10 protein-coding genes and 1 pseudogene are annotated in these 15,329 nt (G+C 70.4%); 2 read left to right on the top strand and 9 right to left on the bottom strand.

The features are described from left to right. The 3 genes from ACIRDX_RS14645 to ACIRDX_RS14635 form a co-directional block, all read right to left on the bottom strand. Window positions 1-1,973 (bottom strand): reprolysin-like metallopeptidase (locus tag ACIRDX_RS14645; protein WP_396626181.1); only part of this gene is annotated, 1,973 nt, incomplete at its 3' end. Window positions 1,974-2,198: 225 nt separating this feature from the next. Further along, window positions 2,199-3,698, bottom strand: coding sequence for a vanadium-dependent haloperoxidase (locus ACIRDX_RS14640; RefSeq protein WP_396626180.1), 1,500 nt, complete (start codon window positions 3,696-3,698; stop codon window positions 2,199-2,201). Next, entirely contained in the window at window positions 3,698-10,756 is a 7,059-nt protein-coding gene (locus ACIRDX_RS14635; protein WP_396626179.1) for an Ig-like domain-containing protein, read from the bottom strand. Before ACIRDX_RS14635 ends, ACIRDX_RS14640 begins: the two co-directional genes overlap by 1 nt. Window positions 10,757-10,950: 194 nt before the next feature. Between ACIRDX_RS14635 and ACIRDX_RS14630 the strand changes: the two genes are divergently transcribed. Further along, entirely contained in the window at window positions 10,951-11,355 is a 405-nt protein-coding gene (locus ACIRDX_RS14630; protein ID WP_396626178.1) for a hypothetical protein, read from the top strand. An 85-nt stretch (window positions 11,356-11,440) separates the two neighbouring features. Further along, window positions 11,441-11,872 carry a CAP domain-containing protein gene (locus tag ACIRDX_RS14625; protein ID WP_396626177.1) on the top strand — a complete coding sequence of 144 codons (432 nt, stop codon included), beginning with the start codon at window positions 11,441-11,443 and terminating at the stop codon, window positions 11,870-11,872. Between the two features lie 7 nt (window positions 11,873-11,879). On the opposite strand, the gene ACIRDX_RS14620 is transcribed toward ACIRDX_RS14625, so the two are convergent. The 6 genes and pseudogenes from ACIRDX_RS14620 to ACIRDX_RS14595 all read right to left on the bottom strand — a co-directional run. Beyond that, window positions 11,880-12,341: a hypothetical protein gene (locus ACIRDX_RS14620; protein WP_396626176.1), complete on the bottom strand. Its 462-nt coding sequence runs from the start codon at window positions 12,339-12,341 to the stop codon at window positions 11,880-11,882. A gap of 33 nt (window positions 12,342-12,374) precedes the next feature. After that, entirely contained in the window at window positions 12,375-12,671 is a 297-nt protein-coding gene (locus ACIRDX_RS14615; protein ID WP_396626175.1) for a hypothetical protein, read from the bottom strand. 100 nt (window positions 12,672-12,771) lie between these two features. Then, window positions 12,772-13,143 carry a hypothetical protein gene (locus ACIRDX_RS14610; protein WP_396626174.1) on the bottom strand — a complete coding sequence of 124 codons (372 nt, stop codon included), beginning with the start codon at window positions 13,141-13,143 and terminating at the stop codon, window positions 12,772-12,774. A 177-nt stretch (window positions 13,144-13,320) separates the two neighbouring features. Beyond that, window positions 13,321-13,443 carry a hypothetical protein gene (locus ACIRDX_RS14605; RefSeq protein WP_396626173.1) on the bottom strand — a complete coding sequence of 41 codons (123 nt, stop codon included), beginning with the start codon at window positions 13,441-13,443 and terminating at the stop codon, window positions 13,321-13,323. A 45-nt stretch (window positions 13,444-13,488) separates the two neighbouring features. Then, a complete protein-coding gene (locus ACIRDX_RS14600) occupies window positions 13,489-14,202 on the bottom strand; it encodes a DUF2490 domain-containing protein (protein ID WP_396626172.1) in 714 nt (237 codons plus the stop codon). After that, window positions 14,163-15,329 (bottom strand): annotated as a pseudogene (locus ACIRDX_RS14595) (hypothetical protein); the annotation flags it as partial. The pseudogene ACIRDX_RS14595 and the gene ACIRDX_RS14600, both read right to left, overlap by 40 nt.

Genomic DNA, 15,329 nt, shown 5'->3' with positions numbered 1-15,329 from the left:
CGCGAGGTCGGCGGGAGGGTGTAGAGCGCTTCGAGCGGCGTCGTGTCGGCGCGGAGGTAGCGGACACGCACGCTCGCTGGCGCCGGGTTCGGGTTCTGGAGCAGGTAGAACAGGTTGAAGCCGCCCGTGGTCGCTCCCTCGGCCAGATACCACGTGGTCGATGGCGCGGGCAGCGCGGTTTCCATGTGGGCGCCATACCCGGTGGCATCCCACCACATGAGCCGATCGGCGACGATCGCCGACTCGCTCTCGACAACCGTACTGAACGCCTGCCCGGCGACCCCATCGCTGTCGGCAGGCATCACGCTACGGCGACTCCGGGCCGGCAGGCGGAACGACGTCGAACGACGCGTGCCATCGGGCAGCACGTAGCGCACGACCACCCCCGCGTCGGTGTCACCCGGGTTCAGCACCGCCAGACGCGTCGAGAAGAACGTCGTCGCGGCACCTTCGGCCAGATATCGCTGCACGCGACCGAGCGGATGCCCGTGATCGAGGCGCTCCCGCAGGTTCGAGATGCCGTCGCCGTCCGGGTCGCCCTCAGCGCCGTCCGCGGTCGTCCCGTCCGCACGCAGCCCGAGCGTCCGTTCCCATGCGTCCTCGAGCGCATCACCGTCGGCATCAGCGGCAGACGTGACGAAGACGAGCGCGCCCGGCAGCGTTGACTGGCGCCCCTCGGCGTCCTCGACCACGATGTCGGCAGGCCCCTGTGGGCGGCGCGGAACGACCACCGAGAGCGCACCGCCGGTCGTGGCACTGAAGGCCGTCGCCTCCGTCGATCCGATCCGCACGCTGGTCACCGTGGACAGCCGTGTGCCCGACAACGTCACCGACATGCCCCCGAGCGTCGTGACCGAGGCAGGCGTCGCCATCGTCAGCACCGGGCCGGTGCCGCCGCGGAACCCCGCGGCCACGGGCAGCGTCTGTCGCAGCGCGCGGGCGTTGTCCTCCGAGTCCGCGCGTCCGGTGGCGCGTCCCGCGTACAGCACCGCGGGATTGGAGAAGTGCGAGATCAGCGGGCACGGCGTGCCTGGGCACGAGTACGCCATCAGATCGCGGAAGTACGGTGGGTCGCGATAGCCATACGCGTAGGGATACACACCCTGAGCGGAGGCATTGGCGCGATCGTGGTTCAGCCCGAGGTTGTGCCCGAGCTCGTGCGCGAGAGTCAGTGTCGCGGCCGTGCGACGCATGACCACGGAGAACGCGAGCGACTCGAAGGCCGACGACGGACTCTGCATGAGCCACCCGAGCCCCTCGAGGCCTGCCGTGTTGCGCTCGACGATCAGGGACACGAGATCGGCGCCGACCGCATCACGCAGGCCGTGGACATCGTCCATGAATCCGTCGGTACGCGTGGTCAGCCGGTCGAGGTCGACCGTGAGCAGGCGCGACTCGGTGTAGGCCACCTCGCGGGCATCGACGAGGCGGATGCGGCCATCGACATCGCTGTTGTCGAGCGCCTGGTTCGTCACGGCCACGGCCAGTTCGATGGTCGCCAGGATGGCCGCCTCGCCGCCAGCGGCGATGCGCGCATCCGGGGTGAAGACCACGAGCAGGTCGACCACCGGGGACGTTGCCCCGGCCGGGAGCGCGACCGACGCGCCGGCGGGGACCGCCGGCGCCGAGTCGCCACGCCCCGGCGCGGCCATCGCAGCCAACCGCCCGCCGCCGCACACGCGGGCCTCCGCCGTGACGTCGGCCACGAGGTGGCCCTCTTGCGCACCGGGGAGCAGGGCAAACGTGCGGTCCGGCGTCTCGACGAGCGCGGCCATCACATCGCCACGCGACACGAGCAGCACCCGCCCTGGCTCACCGTCGAGCGTGCCGGACCACAAGGTTCCGCCGTCGGCGAGACTCGTCACCTGTCGACGCACGGCGACCACCGCACGCCCGCCAGGCAACGGCAGACGCAGGCGCCCTCCGTTGTCGCGCAACTGGCGCGCCGCGGCGGGCTGCGGCCTCACCCTCATGGAACCGTCTCGCCTGCCGGGGCGCGCGCCCGCCGAGGGGCTGCTGTCGGCAGCGTAGGGCTGGAGGGTGGGCGCAGCGACAGACTGCGCTGCCGCGTCGGCAGAAGGCCACAACGCGAGAAGAGCCACGACCACGACGCGCCCCAAGGACACACCGCTCGCGGCGTTCACGCTTCACCGATTCCTGACACGTGTGCGAACCACCGCTGCGCCGGACACACGCCGCTACGACGCGGGCCGCCCCTGCAGTTCCTGGGCGCGACGCCAGACACGGTCGGCGACCGCACGCCCGAGGCGCTGCCCTTCGATGTCGGCACTCTCGAAGTGTATTCCTCCGTAGCGACGTGACAGCCCCGCCTGCACCGCGGCATCCGTGAACGTCGCCCATGACAGCGTCACCGCAACGCGCGGTGTGATCCCCGGCTCGATCGACGATGAGCGCGGTGCCACCGTGACGCTGCCACCGAAGTCGTCGCTGCCCGTCACGCGCTTCAGGATTTCGGCCGCCGCCGCACTGAAGGTGCTGTGGCCGGAGACGTACTCCGGAAACGGCGGCGTGATGAAGTTCGCGCGCTGGTACGGCAGCCAGTCGCGTCCATCGATCTCGCGCGTGCCGCGGCCAGGACCGCCCCACGCACGAACGCGCTCCCCAGCGTACCTCTGGCGCAGTGCGGTGATCGGGCGCACCGAGTCGAAATGGCGCTTGCAGTCCCACGCGGCGATGCCGGCGTCGAGCAGCGCGTTGTTGAGCACGAAGAACATCGCGACATCGCGATCCAGGTCGTGACCGTCACGCCGCGAGACGCCCTGGGCGAAGAGGTTCCAGTGCCCCGGCGGTGTCTCGCTGCGTGGCCCGTCCATCCAGTACTCGACGATCACCTTGTGCTCGTCGGTGAGCCCGGCCGACATGGCAAGCACGGCGGCCTCCTCGGCCGCGAATCGCGCGCTCGGCGGCAGGGGCGGCGCCGGCGGACGCGACGACGAGGAAAGGCGGAACGCGAATGGCGTCACGCGGCCCCAGTGCGGCACGAGAAACGCGGACGGACCGAGGTTGCTCGAGGCCACGGGCTGCCAGTGGCGCTGATCGGACAGCCGGACCAGCGTGTTGGTAGGCCGATAGCGCGTGTAGTCCGAGTAGGGCGCCCCGCCGTTCTCGTCGCCCAACTGATTGGCGCCATCGCGGTGGCGTGCGCGAAGCACCGCGGCACACGCCGCGCGACCGACATCGGACGGCGTGAGGTAGGCGGCACGCGCGCGGGGCGTCAGTCCTCGCCTGGCCATCTGCTCGTCAGCGAAGCGTCGATGGTGCGGGAACAACTCCGCGAAGGCGACGTAGGCCGCCTCGCTGATGGCGATGCGACGATTGGACAGCGTCCGCTCGACCGGGGGACGCCGCCCCCGTCCGCCAGACGCCGTGGCGACCGCCCGGTCGTGGTACGCCGCGGCCGCGTCGAACATGCAGGTATGCAGGATGGCCAGCGCGCGCGACACCAGCGGCGCGCCGAGCTTGGACTGTCGCACCGCCTGCAACGCGAGCGTGTTCCACTGCAGGACGTCGTTGTCGTCGAATGTCGCCGCGAGCGCGGGCGCACCGGGCGCGGCAGCCTGCGCCTGCGGGATGGCGCGCTCCGCGCCCGCGGGTGCTGGCGACGACGCCATGACCAGCGCGGCCATCGCCAGAGTGACCACGTGTCGCCTGTGTCGCCGACGCGTGATGGTGGACATCACTGAATCCTGAAGGAATACGGCGCGAAGGCCCCATTCACGCCCGTGACCGTGATGGTGTAGGTGCCCGTGACCGGCAGTGTCCGATTACCGGGATCGACGGCGCAGCCCGAGAGTTCCAGATTGTCGAAGACGACCTCGTTGCCTGGCCCGCGCACCGTCCACCGCAGGTCGGGGAAACCGAAGCCGCAAGGATTCAGCCCGTCGAAGTTGACGACCTGATTCGCCGTCCCCGCGAACGTGTACCTGTCGCTGGCGCCAGGCGTCTCGATGTTGCCCGCCCCCGCGACCGGCACGCCGTTGGACACGGTATCCCCGACGTTGATGGCAACCGGCGTCGGTGCCGTCACGGCCCACAGCGTCGCCGTGTAGGTCCCGATTGCGCTGTCGAAGCCGAAGACGGTGAGGGTGTATGCACCGGTCGTCGGAATGGTGATCGGTCCGACATCGAGCGAGCAACCAGACAGATCGCCCTGCGTGTTGCTACTCGTGGAGACCGGGAAGATCACCGCCTGGTCGCTGTCGCGGGTCAGCCGCCACCGCAGATCCTGGAAGCCGAACCCGCAGGGGTTGGCACCGTCGGCATAGATCTGCTGCCCGGCCGAGAGTGACAGCGAGAACACGTCGGTCTGCCCCGGCCACTCGATGTTGCCGCGCCCGGCCGACGGCACGCCGTTGCTGATCGTCTGGTTCAGCGTCAAGGCCACCGGTGCGGGCGGCGTGGCATCCCACAGCGTCGCCGTGTATGTGCCCGTATCGTCGTCGAAGCCGAAGACGGTGAGCGTGTAGGCACCGCTGGTCGGAATGGTGATCTGTCCGACATCGAGCGAGCAGCCGGACAAGAACCCCCCCGTGTTGCTGCTCGTGGAGACCGGGAAGATCACCGCCTGGTCGCTGTCGCGGGTCAGCCGCCACCGCAGATCCTGGAAGCCGAAGCCGCAGGGATTGGCGCCGTCGGCGTAGAGGCGCTGACCGGCGGTCAGCGTCAGCGAGAAGACATCGAACTGGCCCGGCCGTGCGATGTTGCCGGCGCCCGCTGCGGGCGCACCGTTGCTGATCGTCTGGTTGAGCGTGAGCGGCACGGCGACCGGAGTCGGCACGTCCCAGATCTTCATCGCGTAGGTCCCGGTCGCACCGGACATGCCGAACACCCGCACGCGGTAGACGCCGGATGCCGGCAGCGTGATCGTGCCGGCATCGAGCGAACAGCCCGACAAGTCCCGGCTGTCGAACAGCGTGCTTCCGGATGGGGAGGTCATCGTGAAGCGCAGGTCCTGGAACCCGAAGCCGCACGGGTTCTGCCCATCGATGAACACCCGCTGTCCGGCGTTGCCGAGGAACACCCACGTCTGCTCGGCACCCGGCGCCGCGATCGAGCCCGTGATCGCGAAGTCCTCACCGCCGGCCAGGTTGCCCAGCACCACCCGGAACGTCCAGTCCTCCGTCCCGTTCGTCGCATTGCCGATGACGTCGCTGATGCCAGGACCGACGACGACGCGATAGAGGCCAGGCGTCAGCATGGCGCTGGTGGGCAACAGGGCCACGCGATCCACGCCCGACAGGGCCACCGAGGTCACCGCCACGGGCACGTCGTCGCCCGTCCCGGCGAGGCCATCGGTCCCGGCGGCGAAGAGCCGGAAGTTGCTGGTGGTGATCGACGACGGGAGCACGGGTTCGTCGAACGTGACCGACACGGCCGAGACGCCGTACTGGACCTGCGCCCCATCGCGCGGCGTTCGACCGACTACGCCCGGCGGCGTGACATCGGCGGTGACCTGAATGGTCGTCACGCCTCCGTCGACGACATTGCCGCCGGTATCGACGGCGCGCACGCGCAACGTGAACGACGACTGCTGCGATCGCAGTGGCGTCGTCCTCCGGTACTCGAACGGGAATCCGGTGTCGACCAGCGCCAGGGCCCCGTCGATCCAGAACTCGACGGCACGCACCTGCACGTCGTCGGTGACGTGGGCGGTCACGCGGAAGATGCGGCCCTCCACCGCGGTCCCGGCGGGCTGGTTGGTCGTCACCGACATCGTCGGTGGGTTCGTGCCCGTGTCCGCGGCAACATAGTTGACGACCTGCAGGCCAGCGCTCCCGTCGGCCACCAGGCCGTAACCGTTGGCGATGGCGACGGCAAACGCCTCGCCCGGTGTCGGCATCGTGAGCAGGCGGTTGGTCGTCACGCTCCTGTTCTGCAGGTTGTAGAGCGCGACGTCCTGCGGGCCGTCGAGCGCCTGATTGCCGTCCACGGCCGCCAGGCCGAGACCGGAGCCGTTCGGCGCGATCTGCCGCCAGCCGAACTCCGGGTTGGTCCCAGCCACGACCAGCGACGGTAGCAGCGGGGTCGTGAGGTCGAAGACGTTGAAGCCCTTCGAGTGCGTGGCGTAGAGGGTGTCGGTCCCAGCGAACAGGCGCAGGCGTGCAGGCCCCGGCGCGATGGGCCGCGGCGAGGCCACGCTGTTGGCCAGTCCGAGCGACGGACCGAGTGGGAAGGTGTGGACGGCGCCGTCGGTCATCGCGTAGAGCACATCGCCGGCGATGCTGACGTCCTGCACGGACCCTGGCAGGGTCGCCATGTCGAGGATGGCGCCGCTCACCACGTCGATCGACACCAGCTGGCCTGTGGTGGTGCCGACATACGCGACGCTCTGATCCACGGCGACCGCCTGAGCGGCGCCGCCGATGCCGATCTGATGCCGGATGAACGCGTCGGCAGGCACTCGCACGTCGAGCACGGCGACGCCCGCAGAACCGTCGGCGACCACGGCATAGGGGCCCGCGCAGGCCACCGCCAGGGCATCGCCCGGCGTGTCCACCCTGCCGGTGACCGTCGGTATGCCCCCGGCATCGATACCGAGAAGAGTCACTCCTGCCAACCGATCGGCCACGAGCCCCGCGTCGCCCACGGCGCACACGTCCACGGCGGTGCCTGGCGTATCGATCGAACGAATGACGCCCGTGCGCGCTGGCCGCGTGTCGAGGGGATCGGTGCCCTGCGCCACTTCGGCACCATCCTTCACGCCGTCGTCGTCGGAATCCGCGTCGTTGGAGGATGTCCCGTAGACGCCCTCGGCCACGTCGGGAAGGCCGTCGCCATCACCGTCACTCGTTGTCGCGTTCGCGAGGTGGAAGCGCGGGAACAGCGTGCGCCCGGCTGGCCGCAGACGTGGGTACGCTACGGCGAAGAGCTTCCACTCCGCGAGGTAGAACGTGTTCTGGATCACGGTCTGGTCAGGAGGCACGAGGAGGGCGTAGTTCGACTCCGCGCGCGTCATGCCGCGATCGGTCACCAGACCGGTGGTGGTCAGAATCTGCGCCGCGTAGGGCAACGGCTGCGCGGTGTCGTAGCCGGGCGCCTCGCCGATGGTCCGCTCGAGGATGGCCTGCTGCCCCTCGAGCGCCACGATATGGGACCGCAGCCACTGGATCGGATCGCCTCCCGCGAGGGACGCCGCCTGTGCCAGCAGCGCCTCGACCTGCACCGTCACGTCGGCAGGCATCGCCAGCGCCCGCCCCACTGCGAGCGGGTACAGCGCCGACGCCAACTGCTCGCCTGCCAGGATGATCTGCGCGGCCGTCGCGTCTTCGTCCGGCCTGGTGGCGGTGCCGCCGGTGGTCGCGCCGTCGCGGCACTGCAGGGCCTGAATCTGCTCGATGTCGTCGGCCGTGCGGCTGGCAAACATCGACGCGATGACGACGTCGGCAATCGCCGACGGACTCCGGCTGGCGCCCAGGGCCATCAGCACCGCACGGGCACCATTGGCGCGATGGATGGCGCCGTCGAAAGCGGCGCGCGACAGGCAGTTGTCCAGGAACGTCGGCGCGGCGGCGGTCAGCAAGGGTTCGCTCACGGGTGCGACAGGCTCGGCACGACCGGTCAGCATGCCCGTCCCGGTGGTCGGGCTGTACTGCTGGTTGTACTGATTCATCGCGTTCTGATACGGCGTGTAGACGTTGTTCTGCAGCCACTGATCCACGGCGTCCTGGGTCTGCCCGAGAAAGTCCCACCAGGGCCGCGGCTTGACCGGGCACGCCGCACCCTGCGCGGCGAAGACGGGGCCATTGCCCGAGAGGTCGAGCGTGGACGCGCCGCCGCAGTTGTCAGGCTCCTGGGGAGGCGGCTGTGGCGCGCAGCCGTCCGACGGACCCGCCTCGCAGGGCCCCGCGGGCGGTGGCGCGGGATAGTGCCAGCCTGGCGCCAGCACGCCCACCCCTGGCTCGGTACAGACCAGGCGGCCCTCGGTGTCCACGCGCATCGTACCGACGGGATCCCATCGCCCCGCGTCGTGGTTGAACGACATCAACTCCTGGAGCGTGCCTGGGCCAGCCAGTTGGCCGGTGACCGCGTCGGGCAGGTTCGGGAAGCACACCGGCGCCGGCCTGTCGAAATTGGTCGCGCCCAACGCCTGGACCGAGATCACCAACTGCGGGCGCGCGCCCGGCGGCAGCGGCGCCGGCAGTCGCTGAGGCGGCACCGGGATGATGACCGCCTGCGTGACCGGCGTGCCGGCGTCGTTCTCGGCGCCGTTGGCCGTGACCGTCGCCGCCACCTGCTGCCAGAGTGCGGGGTCGATGGTCGGAAAGAGCGCTGCCAACTGCGCGCGACCGGCAGGACCGAACCCAACGCGCGTCGTCGCCGTGCTGCTCAGGGTCGTGACGTCGCCCATCGCCATCGGCGGCAGGTACACGTGGAACGTGGTCCCATCCATCGTCAGCTGCGTGGACTGCCCCGCCACGCTGTGGAACGGCTTGCCGACGCTCGGGTACATGAAGCCGGCAGGCGCATTGGTCGCCGTCGTGCCGTCGATGTGCACGAAGAACTCCGGCGCCGGCATGTCGCGCAGGATGAAGTAGCCGTTGGCGTCGGTGACGGCATTGGCCTGCGGAAAGCCATCGACACGAATCGTCGCGCCGACGATCGGCCGGTTGCCGCCATTGCCCGCCAGGGTGTAGGCGTCGTACACGTAGCCCCACACGTCGGTGCCCGCGATGCGCGACAGGCTCGTCGTCTCGAAGTCGGCCACCGCGACGCCACCCGGGTCGCCGTCGCCATCGGCGTCGACCGCCGGCCCGCCCACCGTCGCCAGGGCGTTGCCGTCCAGCACGACCCGCACCCGCGACGCTGACGGCAGCGGCGCAGCGAAGAAGAGCGTGGCCTTGCGGCGATCCGACGACAGGTCGATGCGCGCCGGCAGCGTCTGGCCGGCAAACGTGGCGTAGAAGCGGCTGGCGTCGAGCACGGTGCTCTGAGCCAGTGGCTGCGAGAACCGCGCGATCACTTCGCGGCTCACCGCCACGCCGCGTTCGCCGTTGACCGGATCGATCACGACGCGGGCAGTCTCGCGTGTCGTCGGCGACGTCCGTCTCGCCGCCTCCTCGCCATCGGACACGCCGTCGCCATCGCTGTCGGGCGACTGCGGGTTCGACCCGGCGATGGCCTCGGCCACGTCGGTCACGCCGTCGCCGTCGCTGTCGGTGGTGCTCTGCGTCAGGGCCCCCAGCGCGTCGGACCCGGCCGTCCACACTTCACCGCCGGGCGAGTCGTAGACCGCGCGTTCCACGACGAGATCCAGCGGCTGTGCGCCCACCGCCTCGACCACGGCGCCGAATCGCTTGCCGACGGCCTCCGGGAAGTCGAGCCCCACCGGGACGTTGAAGCGACTGCTCGGGCTCAGCGTGTAGGTGCGCTCGGCCGTGGCGCCGTCCTCGAACAGGACGCGGACCAACACATCGCCGCTGCGGCTGGACGTGTTCGCGATCAGGATGTACGTCTCGCTCGACGCCGTCCCTCCAGTCTCGCCTTCGGCCAGGACCCATCGCGATCCCGCCGCTGTCGCCCCGGCGGCGTTGTGCGCCTCGGCCCACGTCGCCGACGTCGGCCCTGGCCACCACATGGCCCGCTCGGCGATCACACCCACGCCATTGAGCGACGTGAGCGTGGTCGACACCGCGGTGTCGGCCAGCGCCGGATCCTCGAGGTCGACCCAGATGTTGAAGCGACTCTTCGGCTCGACGCGATACCGCTTCGTGAGCACCGTTCCCGAGGGCAGCAGGTACCGGGCCTCGATATCGGCGGCCACGTCGTAGGGATTGGCGATCAGGACGAACAGGTCGAAGTACGAGCCGGTGGCACCCTCGGCGAGAAACCACGTTGCCGAGGGCGACCGCACGCCGGCGCTCTCGTGGCCAGCGCCGAAGACCCGCCCGCCGGCGTTCAGGTACATGGCGCGCTCGACGATGATCGAGACGCCGTTGGTGACCTGGATGATCGCGGAGACGTCGGTGTTGGCGAGGTCCGGGCCCTCCTGGTCCACCCAGATGTTGAAGCGGCTGAGGGGCGCCACGGTGTACTGCCTGGTCACGGCAGGCAGCGGACTGGGCCGCAGGTACGTGACGGTGACGGCCGCAGGCTGCGTCGACGGATTCTGGAGCAGATAGAACAGGTCGAAGTTCGAGTGGGTTGCGCCCTCGGCCAGGTACCAGGTCGTGCCCGGCGACACGATCGCCGTCTCGGCGTGGCTGCCGAAACCGCCCGCGTCCCAGCGCATCGTCCGGTCCACCACCACCGGCACATCGGACTCGATGACCGTCGAGAACTCCGCGGCCTCGAGACCCGCGAGTTGCTCAGGGATGACGGTGCGCCGCGAGTGCGGGCCGATCGTCTCCACCCGCGAGATCACCGCACCCGTTCCGGTCAGGAAGCGCAACAGGACGCGTGCCGTCGCCGACGGGTCGGCGTTGGCGATGGCCACGGTCGTGTCGAAGAACGCGCCGGTGGCCCCTTCCGCGAGGTAGCGGGTGCTGAAGCCGCGGGGATGCGTGCCCGCCGAAAACTCCTGGAGATTGGTCGAGAAGTCCCGGTCCGGATCCCCCGACGCGCCGTTGTCGCCTGCTGCAGAGGCGGGGTCGAGCCCGAACTGCACCTCCCAGGCATCGGGCAGGCCATCGCCATCGGCGTCGGCCGCTTGCGCCTGCACCGTGCCCCGGAATGGGCAGACGACGCACAGCAGGAAGAGGACCAGACCGGCGCGAGCGACCGTGACGCCTGCGGACATGGGTGACTCCTGGCAACGGTAATCACGCGCGGCGCAACCACGACGCATCGGGACTGACCTTGGATGAGGTGGCGGGAAAATACCACATGCCTGTAACTATTTGTCCGCCAGGGCATCTGGGCAGGCAACAGGCCTCCGACGCCGCGAAGCCGCGGCGATGGCGCGGCCGGCCCTTGCGGGAGGAGAATCGGGACATGCCACTGCAGGCACTCCTGGCCGCCTTGCTCGCCTTCGTCGCGGCGGCCGTCACGATCCTGGCGCAGTGGGATCCGACGGTCGCCATGGACGCCGCCCCGTCGGTCACGATGGTGCAGTGGGGCCTGTTCTGGCTGATTCTCGCGGCGCTGGCCATCGGCCTCGGGCGACACCTGGAGGATCCGTTCACGCGACTGCTGCCCTTCGTGCCGACAGCCCTGCTCCTGCTGATCGGCCTCGCTGGCCGCGACTCCCCCGCCCTCGACATCGGCCGCATGCACATCCCCGTGCCCTCGCTCGTGAGGGCTGCCGCTGGAGCCGCATTGAGCGCCGCGGTCTGGTACGTCGCCGCGCTCCTGGCACCCGCGGCCTATCGCTGGCTCGATGCGCAGCAGGACCGGTGACATGACGACCGCTGCGAGACGCCCGAGACCAGTAGCGTGCGTGCTGCTGTGCGCGTTGCTAGTCGTCGGTGCATGGCCCGGCGCGATGATCGCGCGCGCCCGGCAGGTCACCACGCCAGCGGCGGGCACGAGCCTCGAGGCAGCCATCCAGTCCTGCGTGGCGATCACCAACGACTACCGCCGCGCCGCAGGGGTACCACCGCTCGAGCGCGACGCCGAACTCGAGGCCTTCGCTCTTGAGGCTGCTGCTTACGACTCACGCAAGCGTCGCCCGCACGCCTGGTTCAGAAAGACCAAGGGCGGCGGCATCTCGCGCGCCGAGAACCAGGTGCCGCGCTGGCCGCTCGACCGCTACGGCACGGTCGCCGAGGTGGTGCGCCAGGGCCTCGACGTCATGTGGCAGGAGGGCCCTCGCGGCGCGCACCGGAAGGCCCTCGCCAACCGGGCATGGACGCGCCTCGGGTGCGCCGTCGTGGTGCTGGACGGCACTGTCACGGTGGTGCAGGAGTTCAGGTAGGGGCTGCTTACGCGTGTGACGCCGGGCCGAAGCCGTCCGGCCCCTGGAGACGTGCTGCGGACAGGAGCCGTGCCTCGAGCGCGGCCTGCGCCGTCGCGACCGAGCGCGCGTGCGCTTCGAGCACCACGGCAAGGTCGCCGATGCGCGCCGTCGCCCCGGGCGCGCGATAGGACTGCATGGCCTGCAGCGCAGCCGCTGTCGCCGCCTGGTGCGCGAGGGCCTCCTGCCAGTCCGCGAGCCCCGGCACGCGGTGCGCCAGCAGCGCGCACCCACTGTGGACGCCGATCACGGCGTCCGACGCCAGGTCGGCGAGCGGTCGCAGGGAGGCATCGCGCCCGGCCCGCAGCGCGAACTGGGCGAGCAGACCGAGGCCCGCCACTTCGTCTCGCATCGCCGGCACGACGTCCCCCAGCCCAGGGACACGGACGACATCGTCGACGACCGGCAAGGCGGAGTGGCTGGGGTCCATGGGGCAGGTTCTATCACGGCAGAGCCGCGGCCCTCACGAACTCGCGAGCAGCGAGCGCACGCGCTCGCGCTGCAGCCGCTCGGCGGGCGAACGGCCCGATGCGCTGGCCCACTGTCGGACGGCCTGCACCGTGACGCGGTGCTCGACGGCGGGTTGGCGCACCTCGACAGCGAGCGGCGCGGCAGGCGGCACGGGCGGCGTCCATGCCTGCGCTCGGAACGCCTGCACGGCCAGGCCGACGGCCTCGTACAGGCTCGACGCCATCACGGTGACCGCATGGACGGTCCCGTCGGCGTCCTCGAAGCGGACCGTGCAGAGCTTGGGCGGCACAGGGCGATGATACGGCGAAACACGGGCGCCAAAAAATGGTGCTGACAGCGTCAGCACCAGCTCGACTTCGGACGGCCCCTCGAGCCCGCTCCGGCGGGCGTCAGCGCCGCGCCAGGCGCTCGGCCAGCGCAGTCACCGTCTGCCGATCCTCGGGCGGGAGGGCCCGGAACCAGGCCAGCAGCGCGGCCTCGGCCTCTCCCCCACTGGCCTCCGCTCGGCCCACGGTCGGCACCGACGCCGCCGGGGCGATCGTGCTGGCCACAGACACCCGCTGCACCAGCAGGTCGCGGACCTGCCGCGCCAACGCCTCGGCGCGGCGTTGGTACAGCGCGGTGAGCTCGGTGTCGGCCTTGCGCGCGGTCTGGTAGAGCGCGTCGACGTCGTGGGCGTCCGGCGCGGGCAGTTCCCGAAGGCGCTCCTGCAGGCTCCAATGGGCCTCTCGCCACGCCGCGAGCAGCTCACGCTCCCTCATCGCTGCCGGCGCGGAGCCGGACGGCTCGGTCGCCGCCCTGAAGGGGACCACGCTGCCCGCCTCTGTGGCGTTGGTCTCCCCGGCGGGTCGGGTGTTCCATGGACCTCGAGTCACCCTTGGATAGACGCCTGCACCTCGCACTTGGCCGCATCACGGTGTGTGAGTGAGCAGCCTTGCCTACATGGGCATCACCAGTGTCCACGACGCCGCCCCGGGCAGGGGGCGGGTGACGCGGAACTGCTCCCGCACGCGATGCGCCAGTTCGCCCCACTGCGAGAGGTTGCGCGGATCCTCGCTCACCCGCACCTGCGGGCCCAGCGGCCCATCCCGCGGCTCGGACCGGCCCTAGGGTGTCGCCTTCTTCTTCACGGGAGGGGCGTAGGTGAACCACGTGAACAGCGTGTGCCCCTGTCGCTCGGCCTTGGTGGCCGTCCCCGGCACGTTCTGCCACAGGTACCCGCCCTCGAGCGTCACCGAGGGCGACATCTTGCGGAGCACGGTCACGAAGAAGCGGTTCTGGTCGTAGCCCTGGCGCGGACCGCCCACCGTCTCGTCGAGCGTGTAGAACCACTCGTCCCACACGGCCACCGACCACGGACTCGCGCCAATCGGGCGCACCAAACGGCCGAGGGCGCGGAAGCGGTGCGAGGTGTCGCCCCACTGCTCGAGGAAGCGCTGCTCCTGGCGCAGGCGGATCGAGGGCGCCCACTTCCCCACCTTCGGGAACGTCGACGACACCTGCTCCCAGATCCGCTGCTCGTGGAACACGGTGTCGCCCGACCATCGCGGGATGTAGCCGTAGCCGCCCCAGACGGTCACGCGGGGCCCGAGCCGGCGGCCCAGCGCCGCACGCAGCAGCAACTGGTCCTTGTCCTGCATGTCGTTCTTCCAGCGGGGCTGCGCCTCGAGGTGGACGACGTACTTGTCGCCGACGGGAATCTGCCCGAGCAGCAACAGCCAGAACTGCGTGTCGTGCACGGTGGCTGGCGACTGCGCGTGCGCCGCCACCGCTCCCAGTGTCAGTACTGCCGCGATGAACCCTGCCTTGAGGATGCCCACGAGCCACTCCCGTTGACGAGGCGCTGCACGACGCGAAGGCCACCTGCGCGCTGGAGTGCCGGGATGAAGCACTGCGTCTGCAGGGCCTGGTCGTCCGCCGAAAGTGCTGCCACGTCGAACGCGAGGGTGTCGCGTGTGCCTGCGGCAGCCGTGGCCACGGCCGCCCAGTAGCGGGCGGCGCCCACGGCCAAGACATCGGCATCGGCAGGCAGCCACGCCAATGCCGCGGCGATGTCATGCACGCGCGCCTGGTCGTCGCTCACGTTGAAGGTAAGCCAATGGTTATGACTGCGCTTTCGATCCGCCTTCGACGAGCCCGTCTGGAAGACCTGCAGCACGAGCACCGGCCGCCTGGCCTTCTTCGCGGCACTGACTTCCGGTAGTGCGGCGCCCGCCGCCGCGCCATCCGGGTGGATCACCACGAGCGGCCGTCCCTTGCCCGGCGTCCACAGGCTTGGCACGTGATCGCCCTCGCCGCGCGAGATGATGCCCGCAGCGTCGCGCGTCACCGCGGCCATCGACGGCAAGGCCACGGCACTGGCCAGTCGCGCGCGCAGCACGCCGAGGTCCTGCGTCGCCTCGGCCTGCGCCGTGGCGACGCGACGCCAGTCGGCGAACAGGCCGTCGTAGTTCACCGCATGCGCCGGCAGCGTCCGTCCCATCAGCGCCAGCATGTCGCCGAGCCGCTCGACCGGCGCCGACCGCTCCTTGCCATCGTCCGTGCGGCCGAACGCCTGCTGGTCGAGGAAGCGATAGACGTGCTCGCGCGTCTGCTGGTTGTAGTTGTGCGGCGCGTCGACCTGATGCTGCGTCAGCTTGTCGCCGGCGCTGTAGAGATCGTAGATGCGCTTGATCGCCGGGTATTCCTCCTGCGGCACGCGCTTGGTCCAGTCCCCGGTCGCGGAGATCAGCAGGAGTGGCTTGGGCGCGAACGACGCCGCGATGTCGAGGTTGCTGAGGCCGAGCCGGAGTCCGGGCGCGTTCTCGCACCACGAGCCGCCCTGCATGTACGCCGACACCATGTTCACTGGCGCCGCATACGCGATGCGGTCGTCGACGGCCGCGAGCAGGAACGTCTGCGTGCCCCCGCCGGAGGCGCCCGTCGCGCCGATGCGCGTGGGATCGAC

The organism is Luteitalea sp. (assembly GCF_044337415.1).
Lineage (GTDB): Bacteria > Acidobacteriota > Vicinamibacteria > Vicinamibacterales > Vicinamibacteraceae > Luteitalea.
This window is presented reverse-complemented; position numbering and strand designations above follow the sequence as displayed.